The following is a 14,975-nucleotide window of genomic DNA, read 5'->3' as shown; positions in this document are numbered from 1 at the left end:
GAACCCCGTGCCGGAGGGCCGCTCGATCACGGCGGTCCGGCCTTGTAGCCCACGCCGCGGACGGTCAGCACGATCTCCGGATTCTCGGGATCCTTCTCGACCTTGGCGCGCAACCGCTGCACGTGCACGTTGACCAGGCGGGTGTCGGCGGCGTGCCGGTAGCCCCACACCTGCTCGAGCAGCACCTCGCGGGTGAAGACCTGGCGCGGCTTGCGGGCCAGCGCCACCAGCAGATCGAACTCCAGCGGGGTCAGCGAGATCTGCTGACCGGAGCGGGTGACCTTGTGCGCCGGCACATCGATGACGATGTCCGCGATCGACAGCAGCTCGGCCGGCTCCTCCTCGGTGCGGCGCAGGCGGGCCCGCACCCGAGCGACGAGTTCCTTCGGCTTGAACGGCTTGACGATGTAATCGTCGGCGCCCGATTCCAACCCCAGCACGACATCGACCGTGTCGGTCTTGGCCGTCAGCATGACGATCGGCACGCCGGAATCGGCCCGCAGCACCCGGCATACGTCGATGCCGTTCATGCCGGGCAGCATCAGATCCAGCAACACCAGGTCCGGACGTAGTTCCCGGACCGCGGTGAGCGCCTGCGTGCCGTCGCCGACGACGTGGGGGTCGAAACCCTCGCCGCGCAAGACGATCGTGAGCATCTCCGCGAGCGCCATATCGTCGTCGACGACCAGAATCTTCGGCTTCATAACTACTATGTTGTCATCTCTCCGGCTCGGAACGGGCAACCACGCCAACACTGGTACATTACCGACGCACATCCAACCCTATCGGGCAACCTTTTCCGAGAGGCGCGCGGCCAGTGTTGCCGGATCGTCATGCGGCGCATGGATCCACCACGGGCCGTGCCACCGCGACTCGGCCAGCACACGATAGACCGCCGCCGTACGCTCCTGCAGGCCTTTGTCGCTTTCGTACGCGTCCAGGGCGCGGGCCCGGTCGAGTTCGCCACGGCGGCGGGCACGTTCGGCGGCCACCTCGGTGGGCACGTCGAGCAGCACCTGCACGTCGGGCACCGGCAGCTCGAACCGGCCGAATTCCAATTCCGCCACCCACGAGGCGATTTCACCGTCGGCGGACTGACCGGTCCGCGCCGCGTTGTAGGCAGCGTTGGACGCGACATAGCGATCGAGCAGCACGATATCGTTGTCCGCCAACAACTTCGACAATTCGTCGCGCGCGTCGGCACGGTCCAGCGCGAACAGCAGCGCCATCGCGTTGACCGAGGCGGCCACGTCCCCGTGCCGCCCCCGCAGCGCCTCCGCCGCGAGATCGGCGTGGATCGACCGCCCGTACCGCGGAAACGCCAGGCTCCCCACCCGCAACCCGCGCTCCCGCAGCCCCTCGGCGACCGCCTCGATCAACGTGCGCTTCCCGGCCCCGTCCAGACCCTCCACCGCAACCAACGCACCCATGCGATGCAGGGTAGACCCACCCCCACCAAGCCCCACACGGGCATGCACCACTTCTGGACCGACTTCCCCGGCTCGTACACAACCGAGGTTCGCGGCCCGTCTCGCAGCTGGGACGCGTGGCGGGTGCGAGGAACGAGTACCCGACACGGGTCCCAGCTGCGAGACTTCAGGGCCGCGAACCCGCCGGAGCGAAGCGAAGGCCAAAAATCCAGCGCGAACTAATACCGGTAGTGATCCGGCTTGTACGGCCCTTCCACATCCACCCCGATGTACTCCGCCTGGTCCTTGGTCAGCTTGGTCAGCGTCCCGCCCAGCGCCTCCACGTGGATCCGCGCCACCTTCTCGTCCAGGTGCTTGGGCAGGCGGTAGACCTCGTTGTCGTACTCGTCCGGCTTGGTCCACAGCTCGATCTGCGCGATGACCTGGTTGGAGAAGCTGTTGGACATGACGAACGACGGGTGGCCGGTGGCGTTGCCCAGGTTGAGCAGGCGGCCCTCGGACAGCACGATGATCGACCTGCCGGACTCCTTGAAGGTCCACAGGTCGACCTGCGGCTTGATGTTGAGCCGCTCGGCGCCGGAGCGCTCCAGGGCGGCCATGTCGATCTCGTTGTCGAAGTGGCCGATGTTGCCCAGGATGGCCTGATCCTTCATCGCCTTCATATGGTCGAGGGTGATGATGTCCTTGTTGCCGGTGGAGGTGATCACGATGTCGGCCGAGGCGATGGCCTGCTCGACGGTGACGACGTCATAGCCGTCCATCAGCGCCTGCAGCGCGTTGATCGGGTCGATCTCGGTGACCTGCACGCGCGCGCCCTGGCCCGCCAGCGACTCCGCGCAGCCCTTGCCGACGTCGCCGTAGCCGCAGATCAGCACCTTCTTGCCGCCGATCAGCACGTCGGTGCCGCGGTTGATGCCGTCGATGAGCGAGTGCCGGGTGCCGTACTTGTTGTCGAACTTGGACTTGGTGACCGAGTCGTTGACGTTGATCGCCGGGAACGACAGCTCACCCGCGGCCGCGAACTGGTAGAGCCGCAGCACGCCGGTGGTGGTCTCCTCGGTGACGCCCCGGACGCTCTCGGCGATCGCGGTCCACTTGCCCTTGTCGGTCTCGAACCGCTCGCGCAGCAGGTTCAGGAAGACCGTGAACTCGGCGGAGTGGTTCTCGTCCGGCGGCGGCACCACACCGGCCTTCTCGTACTGGGCGCCGCGCAGCACCAGCATGGTGGCGTCGCCGCCGTCGTCGAGGATCATGTTGGCCGGCTCGCCGGGCCAGGTCAGCATCTGCTCGGCGGCCCACCAGTACTCCTCCAGGGTCTCGCCCTTCCAGGCGAACACCGGGGTGCCCTTTGGCTCGTCGGCGGTGCCGTGCGGGCCGACCACCACGGCCGCGGCCGCGTGGTCCTGGGTGGAGAAGATGTTGCAGGACGCCCAGCGCACCTGTGCGCCCAGGTCGACCAGCGTCTCGATCAGCACCGCCGTCTGCACGGTCATGTGCAGCGACCCGGAGATCCGGGCGCCCTTCAGCGGTTGCACCTCGGCGTACTCGCGCCGCAGCGCCATCAGGCCCGGCATCTCGTGTTCGGCCAGTCGAATCTCTTTGCGGCCGAACTCGGCCAAGGACAGGTCCGCCACCTTGTAATCGATCCCGTTGCGGTGGTCGGCAGTCATCTTGCTGCTCACTGCGGTCGTCATCTGCCTCTCCTGGTCGGCGTGTACTCAGGAAAGGCTAGCCGCTCGGCTGCGTACGCGATACGCACGGCGGGGTCCGGCGCCGAAACCCCTTGTGCCGAGGGCCTGTTGCCTCACGCGGCGGCGGTCCGGCCGTAACTCGACAGGATCCGCTCGCGCTTGCGCGGGGCGATGTTCGCGCGGCTGATGTCGCCGCCGTAGTGCGCGAGCACCCGGGGATCCATCACCCGCCGCCACAGCGGCGGGATCGCCGCGAGCAGGATCATCGACGCGTAGCCGGCCGGAAGTTGCGGCGCCTCCTGCGAGCTGCGCAGGGTCTGGTAGCGGCGGCCGGGATTGGCGTGGTGGTCGCTGTGGCGCTGCAGGTGGAACAGGAAGATGTTGGTGACCAGCCGGTCGGAGTTCCAGCTGTCGGCCGGCGAGCAGCGCGCCCACATGCCGTTCGGCCGCTTGCTGCGCAGCAGTCCGTAGTGTTCGACGTAGTTGACCGTCTCCAGCAGCCCGGCCGCCAGGACGGCCTGTAGTAGCAGGTAGGGCAGCAGCTTCGGGCCGAAGACGAGCACCAGCCCGGCGTAGAGCACGGCGGTCATCGCCCAGGCCTGCAGGATGTTGTTGTGCACGCTCCACCAGGACAGGTTCCGGCGGTGCAGGCGGTCGCGCTCGAGCCGGATGCCGGAGCGGAAGCCGCCGATCACGCTGCGCGGCAGGAATTCCCACAGCGACTCCCCCAGCCGGCCGCTGGCCGGATCCGAGGGCGTCGCGACCCGGGCGTGGTGGCCCTTGTTGTGCTCGACGTAGAAGTGGCCGTAGCCGGACTGCGCCAGCGCGACTTTGGCGAGCCACCGCTCCAGGTGCTCGACCCGGTGGCCCAGCTCGTGCGCGGCGTTGATGCCGATGCCACTCATGAAGCCCAGCGTCGCGGCGAGCCCGAGCTTGTCGACCACGCTCAGTTCGTCGCTCGCCCACATGTACGCGGCGATGCCCAGCCCGATGAGCTGGATCGGCAGGAACAGATAGGTGCACCACCGGTAGTACCGGTCGTTGGATAGGCGCTCGTAGTCCTCGTCGCTCGGGTTGTTGCCGTCCTCGCCCACCACCCAGTCCAGGACCGGGATGACGATGAGCACGACGATGGGCCCGAGCCACCAGAACACCGGATATCCGGTGTGCAGCACGAGTTGTGACGGCAGCAGCGCGCAACTGGGGGCCAACAACCCCAGTACCCACAGATACCGCTTCGGATCTGGCGAACCCGAGCGTTTGCCGACCGTTTGCACGTTTTTGCCCCGCTAAAAATACCCTGGAACGGTTGCTAGTTAATATGTACAGGCAGTAGGGGCGTTACACCTCACCACGACAGGGAACAGTGGTAGTCGTCACAAACCTCGTAGCGCATTCTCAGCCTTTACACAGGTGTTGTCTGTCACCGCACACCACAGGCAAACGCCGCGTGCACGGGCACCCCCTACCGTGACACCGCGTCGCCGGCCGTCCGCGACAGCCCGAAACCCTGCCAGCCGACCACGATGTTCCACAATAGGGATGCGGGGTAATTGTTGTACAACACAACGAGATTCGAAAATCGAGTGCTCGCTCAGCGGCGCCAGACGTACCGCACCTGCGGGCGGCCCGCGCGGCCGTAGTCGGTGCGCCGGTGCACCGCACCATCCTGCGCCAGCCGCTCCAGATAGCGCCACGCGGTCACCCGGGAAACCCCTACCGCCCGACCGGTTTCCGTGGCCGACAACCCGTCGTCCGCGGCGCGGACCGCGCGGGCGATCTCGTCGAGGGTGTGCGGGGCGATGCCCTTGGGCGCGGTGGTCTTCGGGTCGGCGGTGCGCAGCGCGCTGAACGCGCGGTCGATGTCGTGCTGGGTGACGGTGACCTCGCCCGCCGGCAGCGCGGCCCGGAATTCCAGGTAGCGGTCCAGCTTTTCGCGAAACGCCGCGAAGGTGAAGGGCTTCAACAGATACAGCGCGACGCCGTGCGCGACGGCCGACCGCACCATCTCGAGATCGCGGGCCGAGGTGATGGCGATGACGTCGGGGCGCGGGCGCAGCCGGGCCAGGGCCGCCGCCACCTCGAGACCGCTGATGTCGGGCAGGCCGATGTCCAGCAGCACCAGGTCGATCGGCTCGCCCGCCTCGGCCGCGCGGGTCGCCGTGCGCAGCGCGTCGCGGCCGGTGTGGGCGACCGCGGCGGTCGCGAAACCCGCCAGCCGATCCAGGTAGGCGTGGTGGGCGGCGGCGATCTGCGGTTCGTCCTCGACGATCAGTACCCGGATGGTCATCGCGGAATCCGTACCACGACAGCGGATTCCGGCGAGCGTTCGGCGCGCAGCGTGCCGCCGTAGCGTGCCACCAGCCGCCGCACCAGGGCCAGCCCGAGCCCCTGGTGGTCGGTCTTGGTCGAGTAGCCGCGTTCCATGGCGCGCGCGAACACCTCCTCGGACATGCCCGGGCCGCTGTCCGCGATCCGGAGGAACAGCTCGTCCGCCTCGTGCCGCACGGTCACCTCCACCCAGGCGTCGGGCGTCTGGGCGACCGCGTCCAGGGCATTGTCGACGAGATTGCCTACGAGAGTGACCATTTCGTGGGCGGTCAGCGGCGCGGCGGTGTCCAGCAGGGTCTGCTCGGCCACCGTGAGCTCGACGCCGCGCTCGATCGCCTGGTCGACCTTGCCCAGCAGCAGCGCCACCAGCGCCGGTTCCCGCACCGCACCGGTCAGCCGGTCGATCAGCGCCTGCGACAGCCGCAGCTCGGCGGTCGCGAACTCGACGGCCTCGCGGTAGCGGCCCAGCTCCACCATGGTGACGACGGCGTGCAGGCGATTGGCCGACTCGTGGGCCTGCGCGCGCAGCGAATCCGCCAGCCCGCGTACCGAATCCAGCTCGCCCATCATGTCGCGCAGCTCGGTGTGGTCGCGCACCGTGAGCACCGTGCCCAGCGGCCGGCCCGACCAGTGCACGACGTCCTGGTTCACCACCAGGACGCGCTCGGCGGTCACGTGCATCTCGTCGCGCACCACCTGCATGTCCAACCGGCGCAACGAGATCGGCAGGTCGGCGCGGCGCACCGGGCCCTCGGGCAGCTCCAGCAGGCGCCGCGCCTGGTCGTTGACGACCGCGGCGGTGTCGGCGTCGCGGTCGAACACCACCAGGCCCTCGTGGATGGAGTGCAGCACGGCGTCGTGGTGCTCGTAGAGACTGCGCAGCTCGGCCGGCGCCAGGCCGTGGGTCTGGCGCAGCAGGCGGCGGCGCAGCAGCAGCGAACCCAGCACCGCCAGCAGCAGGCCCGCGCCGGCGGCACCGAGGATCAGCGGAAGCTGTTGGCGCACTTGGTCACCGATGCGGGCGCGGGTCAGTCCCGCGGAGACCAGTGCGACGATGCGGCCGTCGGCGTAGACCGGCGTCACCGCGCGGATCGACGGGCCGAGGGTGCCGACGTAGGTCTCGGTGAACGTCTGCCCGGCCAGCGCGCGATCGATGTTGCCGGTGAACGGCTTGCCGATCCGGTCCGGCTCGGTGTGGGTGTAGCGGGTGCGGTCCGGGGCCATCACGACGATGAAGTCCACGCCGGTCGCCAGCCGGATGCGTTCGGTCACCGGCTGCAACAGCGCCGTGGGGTCCGGACCTTGCACAGCGGCCGCGGTCGAGGGCGCCTGCGCGACGGCGACCGCGATGCCGGTGACCCGCCGCGCGGTCGCGTCGTCCTGATCGCGCCGCAGTTCCCACACCGTCAGCGCCACCCCGACCGCGACCACCGCGACCAGCACCACCAGCTGCACGGCGAACACCTGCCCCGCCAGCGTCATGCCGCGGCCGCGGCGTTTCACCCGCACGACGCCTCCCGGTGAACGAAATGTACGAAATAGTGACCCCCGTCACGGTAGCCACCACCATAGTCGGCAGGACGCGTGGCCCGGCTCACCGCCGGAGCCCGCGACCGGCCCGCACGCGGCGATCCCGCGAGGGCGACCGAGGGACACCGCAGTACCGGAGGAAACACAGTCTCATGTCCGACCAGACCGCCCGGCCGCACCGCCGCGACCGCACCCATTGGCTCTATCTCGCCGTCGTCGTGGCGGTGGTGGCCGGCGTCCTCGCCGGCTGGCTGGCGCCCGGGTTCGGCAAGTCGGTCGGCGAACTGGGCACCATGTTCGTGAACCTGATCAAGATGATGATCTCGCCGGTCATCTTCTGCACCATCGTGCTGGGCATCGGGTCGGTCCGCGCGGCCTCCCGGGTCGGCAAGGTGGGCGGGCTGGCGATCGGGTACTTCCTGGTGATGTCGACCATCGCGCTGGCGATCGGGCTGGTGGTCGGCAATCTGCTGGAGCCGGGCACCGGGCTGAACATCGCCTCGCACGCGTCCGACGCCGCCAAGTACGCCAAGCAGGCGGAGGGCGCCGGCGGCACCTGGCACTTCCTGGAGAGCATCATCCCGACCTCGCTGCTGTCCTCGCTGACGGCGGGCAGTGTGTTGCAGACGCTGTTCGTGGCGCTGCTGGTCGGCTTCGGCATCCAGGCCATGGGGACCACGGGCGAGCCGATCCTGCACGCGGTCGGGCTGATTCAGAAACTGGTCTTCCGGATTTTGACGATGATCCTGTGGCTGGCGCCGATCGGCGCGTTCGGCGCGATCGCGAACGTGGTGGCGTCCACGGGGCTCGAGGCCGTGAAACAGCTGGCGCTGCTGATGGTCGCGTTCTATCTGACCTGTGTGGTGTTCGTGTTCGGCGTGCTGGGCGTGCTGATGCGGGCCGCATCCGGCGTGTCGATCTTCAAGCTGGTGCGGTATCTGGCGCGGGAGTACCTGCTGATCGTGTCGACGTCGTCGTCGGAGTCGGCGCTGCCGCGACTGATCGCGAAGATGGAGCATCTGGGCGTGGAGCGCGGCACCGTCGGCATCGTGGTGCCGACCGGCTACTCGTTCAACCTCGACGGCACCGCGATCTACCTGACCATGGCGACGCTGTTCATCGCCGACGCCATGGGCAAGCCGCTGACGTGGACCGAACAGCTCGGGCTGCTGCTGTTCATGATCGTGGCGTCCAAGGGCGCGGCGGGCGTGACCGGCGCGGGCCTGGCGACGCTGGCCGGCGGGTTGCAGAGCCACCGGCCCGAACTGCTCGACGGCGTCGGCCTGATCGTGGGGATCGACCGGTTCATGTCGGAGGCCCGCGCGGTCACCAACTTCTCCGGCAACGCCGTCGCCACCGTCCTGGTCGGCACCTGGACCAGGACCATCGACCCCGAACGGGTGCGCGCGGTGCTGGACCGCGAACTCCCGTTCGACGAGACCACCATGGTCGACACCCATCCCACCGACTCTCCCGAGGAGAAGAAAGACCTGGTCCCGGCCTAACCCGCCTTGTTCCCGGGCCGGGCCCAGCGCGCCGGCGCACTCCGCCGTCCCCCCGGGCGTGAGTGCGCCGGCGCTTCCACGCCGACGCCGCGCGGGCGACACGGCATCGCTTCCGCGCCGACGACCCGCGCCGCGCGGGTGCCCCGGCATCGCTTCCGCGCCGACGACGCGCACCGCGTGGGTGCCCTGCCCGCACCCTCGGCCGCCGACATGAGGGGGCGGCCGAGGGTCAGCGCAGGATCAGGTCGGTGTCGGCGGGGAGGGCGTCCACCGGCCACCAGCGCAGGTCGGTGGATTCCGAACTGCGCACCGGCACCGCACCTTTCGGGGCCGTGACCTTGAAGACCAGATCCAGGTGGCGGGTGGGCACGCCGAGCGAGCAGACGATCGGGTGCGCCTGCACCCCGTAGAGCCCGGGTTCCAGTGTGAGAGCGGCGATTCCGGACTCCTCGGTGGCCTCGCGCAGGGCGGCGGCGGGCACGGTGTCGTCGTACTCCTCACAGTGCCCGCCGAGCTGGATCCACAACCCGACCCGGGGATGCAGGGTCAGCAGCACCTCCCGCTCGTCGTGCGAGAACACCATGGCCGAGGCGGTGATGTGCCCCGGCGCGTGCTCGCGCAGGCACCCGCGCGGCGCCGAGCCGAGGAACGCCAGCATCGCCTGCCGCAGCGACTGGTCGGATCCCGTTGGCGGAGACCAGGTTTCGAGCAGGTCGGTAGCCGACCGGTGCAGCGATTCCGCGCTCATCCGCTACAGCTCCAGCAGGCCGACGCCCGGTTCGCGCGGCGCGCGGGGCGTCAGCTCCTCGGTGGGATAGCCGATCGCTATGCCGCCCAGCGGATTCCAGTCGCCTTCCAACCCCAGCACCTCGCGGGTGATCTCCGGGGCGAAGATGGTGGACCCGATCCAGCAGCTGCCGACGCCCGCGGTGGCCAGCGACACCAGCAGTCCCTGCACGGCCGCGCCGACCGCCACGGTGAACATCGTCGACTCGGCCGCGCGGCGACGCTCGTCGGGATAGTCGTGCGCGCCGTCGGGCACGCAGAACGGGATGATCACCTCGGGCGCGTCGAACAGGATGCGGCCCCGCGCGATTCGGCGCTCGACCCGGTCCGGCGGCAGCCCGTCGGCGGTGAGATCGGCCCGCCACTTGTCGGCCATCGCCGTCAGCAGGCGCTCGCGCACCTCGGCACGGCGCAGCCACACGAACCGCACCGGCCGGGTGTGGTGCGGCGCGGGCGCGGTGAGCGCCACCGACACCGCGGAGCGGATCAGCTCGGGATCGACCGGGGTGTCGGCGAACTGCCGTACCGAGCGGCGCAGCAGCACGGCCTCGGAGCGCCCGCGGGCGAGCGCCTCGGCCGTGCCGAGCCAGAACAGGTCCTCGTCCCCGCGCCGCAGCAGCGCCGTCGCGGTGGAGCCGTCGTCGTCGGTGGCCCAGCCGCGCACCACCGCGACCGGGACGCCGCCCAGTTTGCCCTTCACCAGATCGGCCGCCGCGGCCAGCTCGTCGGCGACGGCGACCTGGGTGACGTGCAGTTCGTTGCCCTGCCCGTCGATCGAGCCCGCGTAGTCGTGCACGACGCGCAGCCCGGCCGCGCCGATCGCGGCGTCGGTCTGGCCGACCCGCCACGCGCGCCCCATGGTGTCGGTGATGACCACCGCGACATCCACACCCAGCCGCTCGGCGAGCGCGGCGCGCAGCGACTTGGCGCTGCCGTCGGGATCGGTGGGCAGCAGCACCAGTTCGTCCTGTTCGACGTTGGAACCGTCGATGCCGGACGCGGCCTGCACGATGCCGATCTTGTTCTCGGTGATCAGCGTGCGGCCCTTCTGCGCCAGCACCCGCACCGCCTCCTCGCGGACCAGCTTGCGCCGCAGCGCATCCCGCTCCTCGGGGTCCAGCGGCGCGGCCACCACCCGGCCCTCGGCCTTGGCGACGATCTTGCTGGTGACGACCAGCACGTCGCCGTCCTCGAGCCAGGGCGCCTGTGCCGCAAGGTGTTCGGCGACGTCGTCGCCGGGCCGGAACTCCGGGAGCCCGGTCACCGGAATGATGCGCAGTTCCCCGCCGGTCGCGTGGTCGGTACCCTGCGGAGCGTTCACGGCTTCACCCCCGCGACATCCAGTGCCTCGCGGACCATTTCGGCGGTGGCGGCGGGGTCGGTCATCAGCAGCGGCACGCTGCGCACCTCCACGCCCGGCACCTCGGCCGTATCGGTGGAGTGCACCAGCCAGCCGTCGAGGATGCCGGTGTCCGACCGCGCCCCGTAGTGCCGGCCGACCGCCTCCGCCGTGGTCTCCACGCCGATCACCGACAGGCACTCGTCGGCCATGCCGCGCAACGGCTTTCCATCGATCACCGGCGACAGCCCGACGACCCGGGCGCGCGTAGTGCGCAGCGCCCCGCGAATACCGGGCACCGCGAGGATGGCACCGATGCTCACCACAGGGTTCGAAGGGGCCAGCAGGACAACGTCAGCCGACTCTATGATTTGCGTCACACTTGGGGCCGGCTTGGCCTGATCCGCCCCGATTGTGACGAATCCATGGGTCTCGACGTCCGCCCGATAGCGTACCCACCACTCCTGGAAATGAATCGCGCGACGTTCGCCAGGCTTCTCCGTGTCGCTGATGACAACATGCGTTTCACATCTGTCGTCGGTTGCCGGTACAAGTTTCACGCCGGGCTGCCACCGATTGCACAACGCCTCCGTAACCGCCGAGAGCGGGTACCCGGCACGCAACATTTCGCTGCGAACCAGGTGTGTGGCGATATCCCGATCGCCCAGTCCGAACCAATCCGGCTGGGCGTGGTATTTCGCCAGCTCTTCCTTGGCATGCCAGGTTTCTCCGCGCCGACCCCACCCGCGCTCGGGATCGATGCCGTCACCCAGGGTGTACATGCAGGTATCCAGGTCGGGACAGATGCGCAGGCCGTGCATCCAGACGTCGTCACCGACGTTCACGATGGCCGAGATCTCGGCCTCGGGCAGCAGTTCGCGCACGCCGAGCAGGAAGCGCGCGCCACCGACTCCGCCGACCAACACGGCAATGCGCGGGCCGATCTCCGGCGCGATGTCCGCTTGTTCTCCAGTCACATCCGCACAGCCTATGCGGTGCCCCGAACAGCATGCTCCAGAGCATATTTGCTGGTCATTTGCTACTCGGCGGTTACCGAACCGCGCCGAAGACGGCTGCGGATAGTAACGGAATTGTGTCGGCAGCTTGACCATCGCCGCGTCCGGCGTGTCTAATCACAGACATGTCATTCCGGGTCGGCGCGAGAGTTCAAGGCGCTGACCGTTTTTCGAACACCCGTTCGTACCGGGATGACGCGCTCGGGGATGTCCGCGGGACAACGTCGCGGTGTTGGGCCGTCGGTGGGCAGATCGGTTCCGACGGATAATCATTCTGCGCTAACACACAGTGAGGAGGCGGAGCGATGGCCGAGGACGTGGCCCCGTCGGGCAATCCGGGCGGTGTATCGCAAACCGATTCCACAGCAGGCGCAGCACCTGGCGCCTGCGCCGACAGTTGGATCGACGACCGAGAGGGGGGAGCTACGGTGACACCACCGCAGGGAGGACAGTGGGCACGGACGCAACACGCGCCCGAACCGCCGAAACTGAGCCTCATCGTCACCGACTTCGACGCGATGTTCGACAGCATCGAGGAGCAGTGGCAGGAACGGGCACTGTGTGCCCAGACGGATCCGGAGGCGTTCTTCCCCGAGAAGGGCGGCTCCACGCGCGAGGCCAAGCGCATCTGCATGGGCTGCGAGGTCCGGGACGAGTGCCTGGAGTACGCGCTCGCCCACGACGAGCGCTTCGGCATCTGGGGCGGTCTGTCGGAGCGGGAGCGCCGGCGCCTCAAGCGCGGCATCAGCTGAGCCCGGGGGTCAGGGAAATACCTTGGCCCCCAGGCTTTCTCAGCCCTCCTCCGGATCGATGACGTCCGGATCGACACCCAGGTAGGTGGCGATCTGCTGCACCAGCACCTCGCGGAGGAGGTCCACCAGGTCGTCGGGGTCACCCGCGCGCAACTCCAGCGGCTTGCGGAACAGGACGACGCGGGCCCGGGTCGCGGCGCCGTGCCGGTCCACACCGGCCGGGATGAGACGCGACAGCGGCACCGGGCCGTCCGCGACCACCTCGTCCGGCCAGGTCACCGAATCCGGATGCAGCGGACGGATCTTCGGCACGTCGTCGACCGCGATGTCCAGTTTGGTGAGCCGGTCGTGCCAGCGGCTGTCCAGTGGCGCGAACGCCTCCAGCACCAGGCGGTCGAACTGCTGCCCCCGGGTGCGCCAGGCGGGCACGGTCGGCGGCAGCATGGGCCCTCGCACCCCACGCCCACGGCGGATCACCGACCGCGCCGTGGGCGGCCGCTTGCGTGAACGGGTCATGTGTCGAATCTAGTACTCCGGCTCGCGTGTCTCACCGCGCGAGGGCCCGCGGAGGGTTACTCTCCTTGGCGTGATACCCATGCGTCGTTGCTGCCGACCCGGCTGCAAGAATCCGGCCGTCGCGACGCTCACCTATGTGTACTCCGACTCGACGGCCGTCGTCGGTCCGCTCGCCACTGTGGCCGAGCCGCATTCGTGGGATCTGTGCGACACCCACGGCTCCCGCATCACCGCGCCGAAGGGTTGGGAACTGGTCCGCCACGAGGGCGGCTTCTCCGCCCCCGACGAGGACGACCTGACCGCCCTGGCCGAGGCCGTCCGGGAGGCCGGAATGCGCCGCCGCGCACCGGAACCCGACCAGCGCGGCTACTCCGACTACCAGCCCGCCCCGCACCCCACCGCCCGCACCGGCCGCCCACCGCGCACCGGCCGCCGCGGACACCTGCGCGTGCTCCCCGACCCGCCCAACTGAGGTCGCTCCCCTCGGCCGGTCCGCCCGGCCCTCCTCCCGCCCCTGATCGATCGACATGTCGGGGATGTCCGGGCCGCGTGTTCGCCTACGGCGAAGTAGCGCCGTTCTCGGCACACCCACAGGTGTACCGAATACGTTCCACACCGTCGGCCTACTAGGGTGTTCCCCATGACAGTCGCCCGGTCTGCCGAGTCCGTGAATGCAGTTGTCAAGGCGTACGACGTTCGCGGTGTCGTCGGGGAACAGATCGACGCCGACTTCGTGCGAGACGTGGGCGCCTCGTTCGCCCGGCTGATGCGCGGCGAGGACGCGGCCCGCGTCGTCATCGGGCACGACATGCGGGAGTCGTCGCCGGGTCTGGCCGCGGCCTTCGCCGAGGGCGTGCTCGCCCAGGGCCTCGACGTCGTGCACATCGGCCTGGCCTCCACCGACGAGCTGTACTTCGCCTCGGGTCGGCTGGGCTGCCCCGGCGCCATGTTCACCGCGAGCCACAACCCCGCCCGCTACAACGGCATCAAGCTGTGCCGCGCCAACGCGCTCCCGGTCGGACAGGACACCGGCCTGGCCACCATCGCCGCCGAACTGATCGACGGCGTGCCCGGCCACGACGGCGCGCCCGGCACCGCGACCGAGCAGAACCTGCTCGACGGCTACGCCGAATACCTGCGCGGCCTGGTCGATCTGAGCGGCATCCGGCCCCTGAAGGTCGCCGTCGACGCCGGCAACGGCATGGGCGGCTACACCGTTCCCGCGGTGCTCGGCCCGGTCTCGCAGCTGACCGTCGCGCCGCTGTACTTCGAGCTGGACGGCTCGTTCCCCAACCACGAGGCCAACCCGCTGGACCCGAAGAACCTGGTGGACCTGCAACGCTTCGTCCGCGAGACCGGCGCCGACATCGGCCTGGCCTTCGACGGCGACGCCGACCGCTGCTTCGTGGTCGACGAGCGCGGCGAGCCGGTCTCGCCGTCGGCGGTCACCGCGCTGGTCGCCGAGCGCGAACTGGCGAAGGAGCCGGGCGCCACCATCATTCACAATCTCATCACTTCGCACGCCGTTCCCGAACTGGTGACCGAGCTGGGCGGCACCCCGGTGCGCACCCGGGTCGGGCACTCGTTCATCAAGCAGCAGATGGCCGCCACCGGCGCCATCTTCGGCGGCGAGCATTCCGCGCACTACTACTTCCGCGACTTCTGGGGCGCCGACTCCGGCATGCTCGCGGCCTTGCACGTGCTGGCCGCGCTCGGCGAGAAGGACGGGTCGGGGCAGGCGCTGACGATGTCGGAGCTGGCCTCGTCCTACGCCACCTACGCCGCGTCCGGGGAGATCAACTCGACGGTGGCCGACGCGCAGGACCGCACCCGGGCCGTCGTCGCCGCGTTCGAAGGGCGGGCCCAGTCGGTGGACCGGCTGGACGGCGTCACCGTCCAGCTGCCCGACCATGCCTGGTTCAATCTGCGCGCCTCGAATACCGAACCGTTGTTGCGTCTCAACGTGGAAGCACGATCTCAGGAGGAAGTAGACGCACTCGTGACCGAGATCCTGAGCATCGTCCGCGGCTGACTGGAATAGTGGAATCACAAGGTGCGAATTCATTCGCAGTCAACGCT

14 protein-coding genes are annotated in these 14,975 nt (G+C 69.3%); 4 read left to right on the top strand and 10 right to left on the bottom strand.

Annotated elements, in window-relative coordinates:
* Positions 1-26: 26 nt before the first annotated feature.
* From mtrA to IU476_RS24335, 6 genes are all read right to left on the bottom strand, one after another.
* Positions 27-704, bottom strand: coding sequence for an MtrAB system response regulator MtrA (gene mtrA / locus IU476_RS24360; protein ID WP_228824209.1), 678 nt, complete (start codon positions 702-704; stop codon positions 27-29).
* Positions 705-782: 78 nt separating this feature from the next.
* Positions 783-1,430: a dTMP kinase gene (locus IU476_RS24355; protein ID WP_195103761.1), complete on the bottom strand. Its 648-nt coding sequence runs from the start codon at positions 1,428-1,430 to the stop codon at positions 783-785.
* Between the two features lie 218 nt (positions 1,431-1,648).
* A complete protein-coding gene (ahcY, locus tag IU476_RS24350) occupies positions 1,649-3,124 on the bottom strand; it encodes an adenosylhomocysteinase (RefSeq protein WP_195103759.1) in 1,476 nt (491 codons plus the stop codon).
* Positions 3,125-3,234: 110 nt separating this feature from the next.
* The gene (locus IU476_RS24345) at positions 3,235-4,335 is read right to left on the bottom strand and encodes an alkane 1-monooxygenase (RefSeq protein ID WP_228824208.1); all 1,101 of its coding nucleotides are present in this window, start codon (positions 4,333-4,335) and stop codon (positions 3,235-3,237) included.
* A 380-nt stretch (positions 4,336-4,715) separates the two neighbouring features.
* Positions 4,716-5,411 carry a response regulator gene (locus IU476_RS24340; RefSeq protein WP_195103755.1) on the bottom strand — a complete coding sequence of 232 codons (696 nt, stop codon included), beginning with the start codon at positions 5,409-5,411 and terminating at the stop codon, positions 4,716-4,718.
* Complete coding sequence (locus IU476_RS24335; RefSeq protein ID WP_195103984.1) at positions 5,408-6,934, bottom strand: sensor histidine kinase; 1,527 nt, start codon at positions 6,932-6,934, stop codon at positions 5,408-5,410. The genes IU476_RS24340 and IU476_RS24335 overlap by 4 nt, the downstream gene beginning before the upstream one ends.
* A gap of 200 nt (positions 6,935-7,134) precedes the next feature.
* Between IU476_RS24335 and IU476_RS24330 the strand changes: the two genes are divergently transcribed.
* Positions 7,135-8,487 carry a cation:dicarboxylate symporter family transporter gene (locus IU476_RS24330; protein ID WP_195103753.1) on the top strand — a complete coding sequence of 451 codons (1,353 nt, stop codon included), beginning with the start codon at positions 7,135-7,137 and terminating at the stop codon, positions 8,485-8,487.
* A gap of 229 nt (positions 8,488-8,716) precedes the next feature.
* On the opposite strand, the gene IU476_RS24325 is transcribed toward IU476_RS24330, so the two are convergent.
* Genes IU476_RS24325 through cofD form a run of 3 tightly spaced genes read right to left on the bottom strand, consistent with a single transcriptional unit; the run spans position 8,717 to position 11,589 of the window.
* Positions 8,717-9,235 carry an NUDIX hydrolase gene (locus tag IU476_RS24325; RefSeq protein ID WP_195103751.1) on the bottom strand — a complete coding sequence of 173 codons (519 nt, stop codon included), beginning with the start codon at positions 9,233-9,235 and terminating at the stop codon, positions 8,717-8,719.
* A gap of 3 nt (positions 9,236-9,238) precedes the next feature.
* Positions 9,239-10,594, bottom strand: coding sequence for a coenzyme F420-0:L-glutamate ligase (locus tag IU476_RS24320; protein WP_195103749.1), 1,356 nt, complete (start codon positions 10,592-10,594; stop codon positions 9,239-9,241).
* Positions 10,591-11,589, bottom strand: a complete 999-nt coding sequence (gene cofD / locus IU476_RS24315) for a 2-phospho-L-lactate transferase (RefSeq protein ID WP_324194253.1) — start codon at positions 11,587-11,589, stop codon at positions 10,591-10,593. Before cofD ends, IU476_RS24320 begins: the two co-directional genes overlap by 4 nt.
* A 557-nt stretch (positions 11,590-12,146) precedes the next feature.
* Between cofD and IU476_RS24310 the strand changes: the two genes are divergently transcribed.
* Positions 12,147-12,380, top strand: coding sequence for a WhiB family transcriptional regulator (locus IU476_RS24310; RefSeq protein WP_024799873.1), 234 nt, complete (start codon positions 12,147-12,149; stop codon positions 12,378-12,380).
* Between the two features lie 39 nt (positions 12,381-12,419).
* On the opposite strand, the gene IU476_RS24305 is transcribed toward IU476_RS24310, so the two are convergent.
* Positions 12,420-12,896, bottom strand: coding sequence for a metallopeptidase family protein (locus IU476_RS24305; protein WP_195103745.1), 477 nt, complete (start codon positions 12,894-12,896; stop codon positions 12,420-12,422).
* 79 nt (positions 12,897-12,975) lie between these two features.
* Here IU476_RS24305 and IU476_RS24300 point away from each other — a divergent pair, with 79 nt between their 5' ends.
* Together IU476_RS24300 and IU476_RS24295 are read left to right on the top strand one after the other, a co-directional pair.
* On the top strand, positions 12,976-13,368 hold the full coding sequence (locus tag IU476_RS24300) for a DUF3499 domain-containing protein (protein ID WP_228824266.1): 393 nt from the start codon (positions 12,976-12,978) through the stop codon (positions 13,366-13,368).
* Positions 13,369-13,536: 168 nt separating this feature from the next.
* Entirely contained in the window at positions 13,537-14,928 is a 1,392-nt protein-coding gene (locus IU476_RS24295) for a phosphomannomutase/phosphoglucomutase (protein WP_195103742.1), read from the top strand.
* Positions 14,929-14,975 lie beyond the last annotated feature (47 nt).

The sequence above is a fragment of the Nocardia blacklockiae genome, assembly GCF_015477355.1.
GTDB lineage: Bacteria > Actinomycetota > Actinomycetes > Mycobacteriales > Mycobacteriaceae > Nocardia > Nocardia blacklockiae.
The sequence above is the reverse complement of the archived record's forward strand: the minus strand, read 5'-3'. Positions and strand labels throughout refer to the sequence as shown.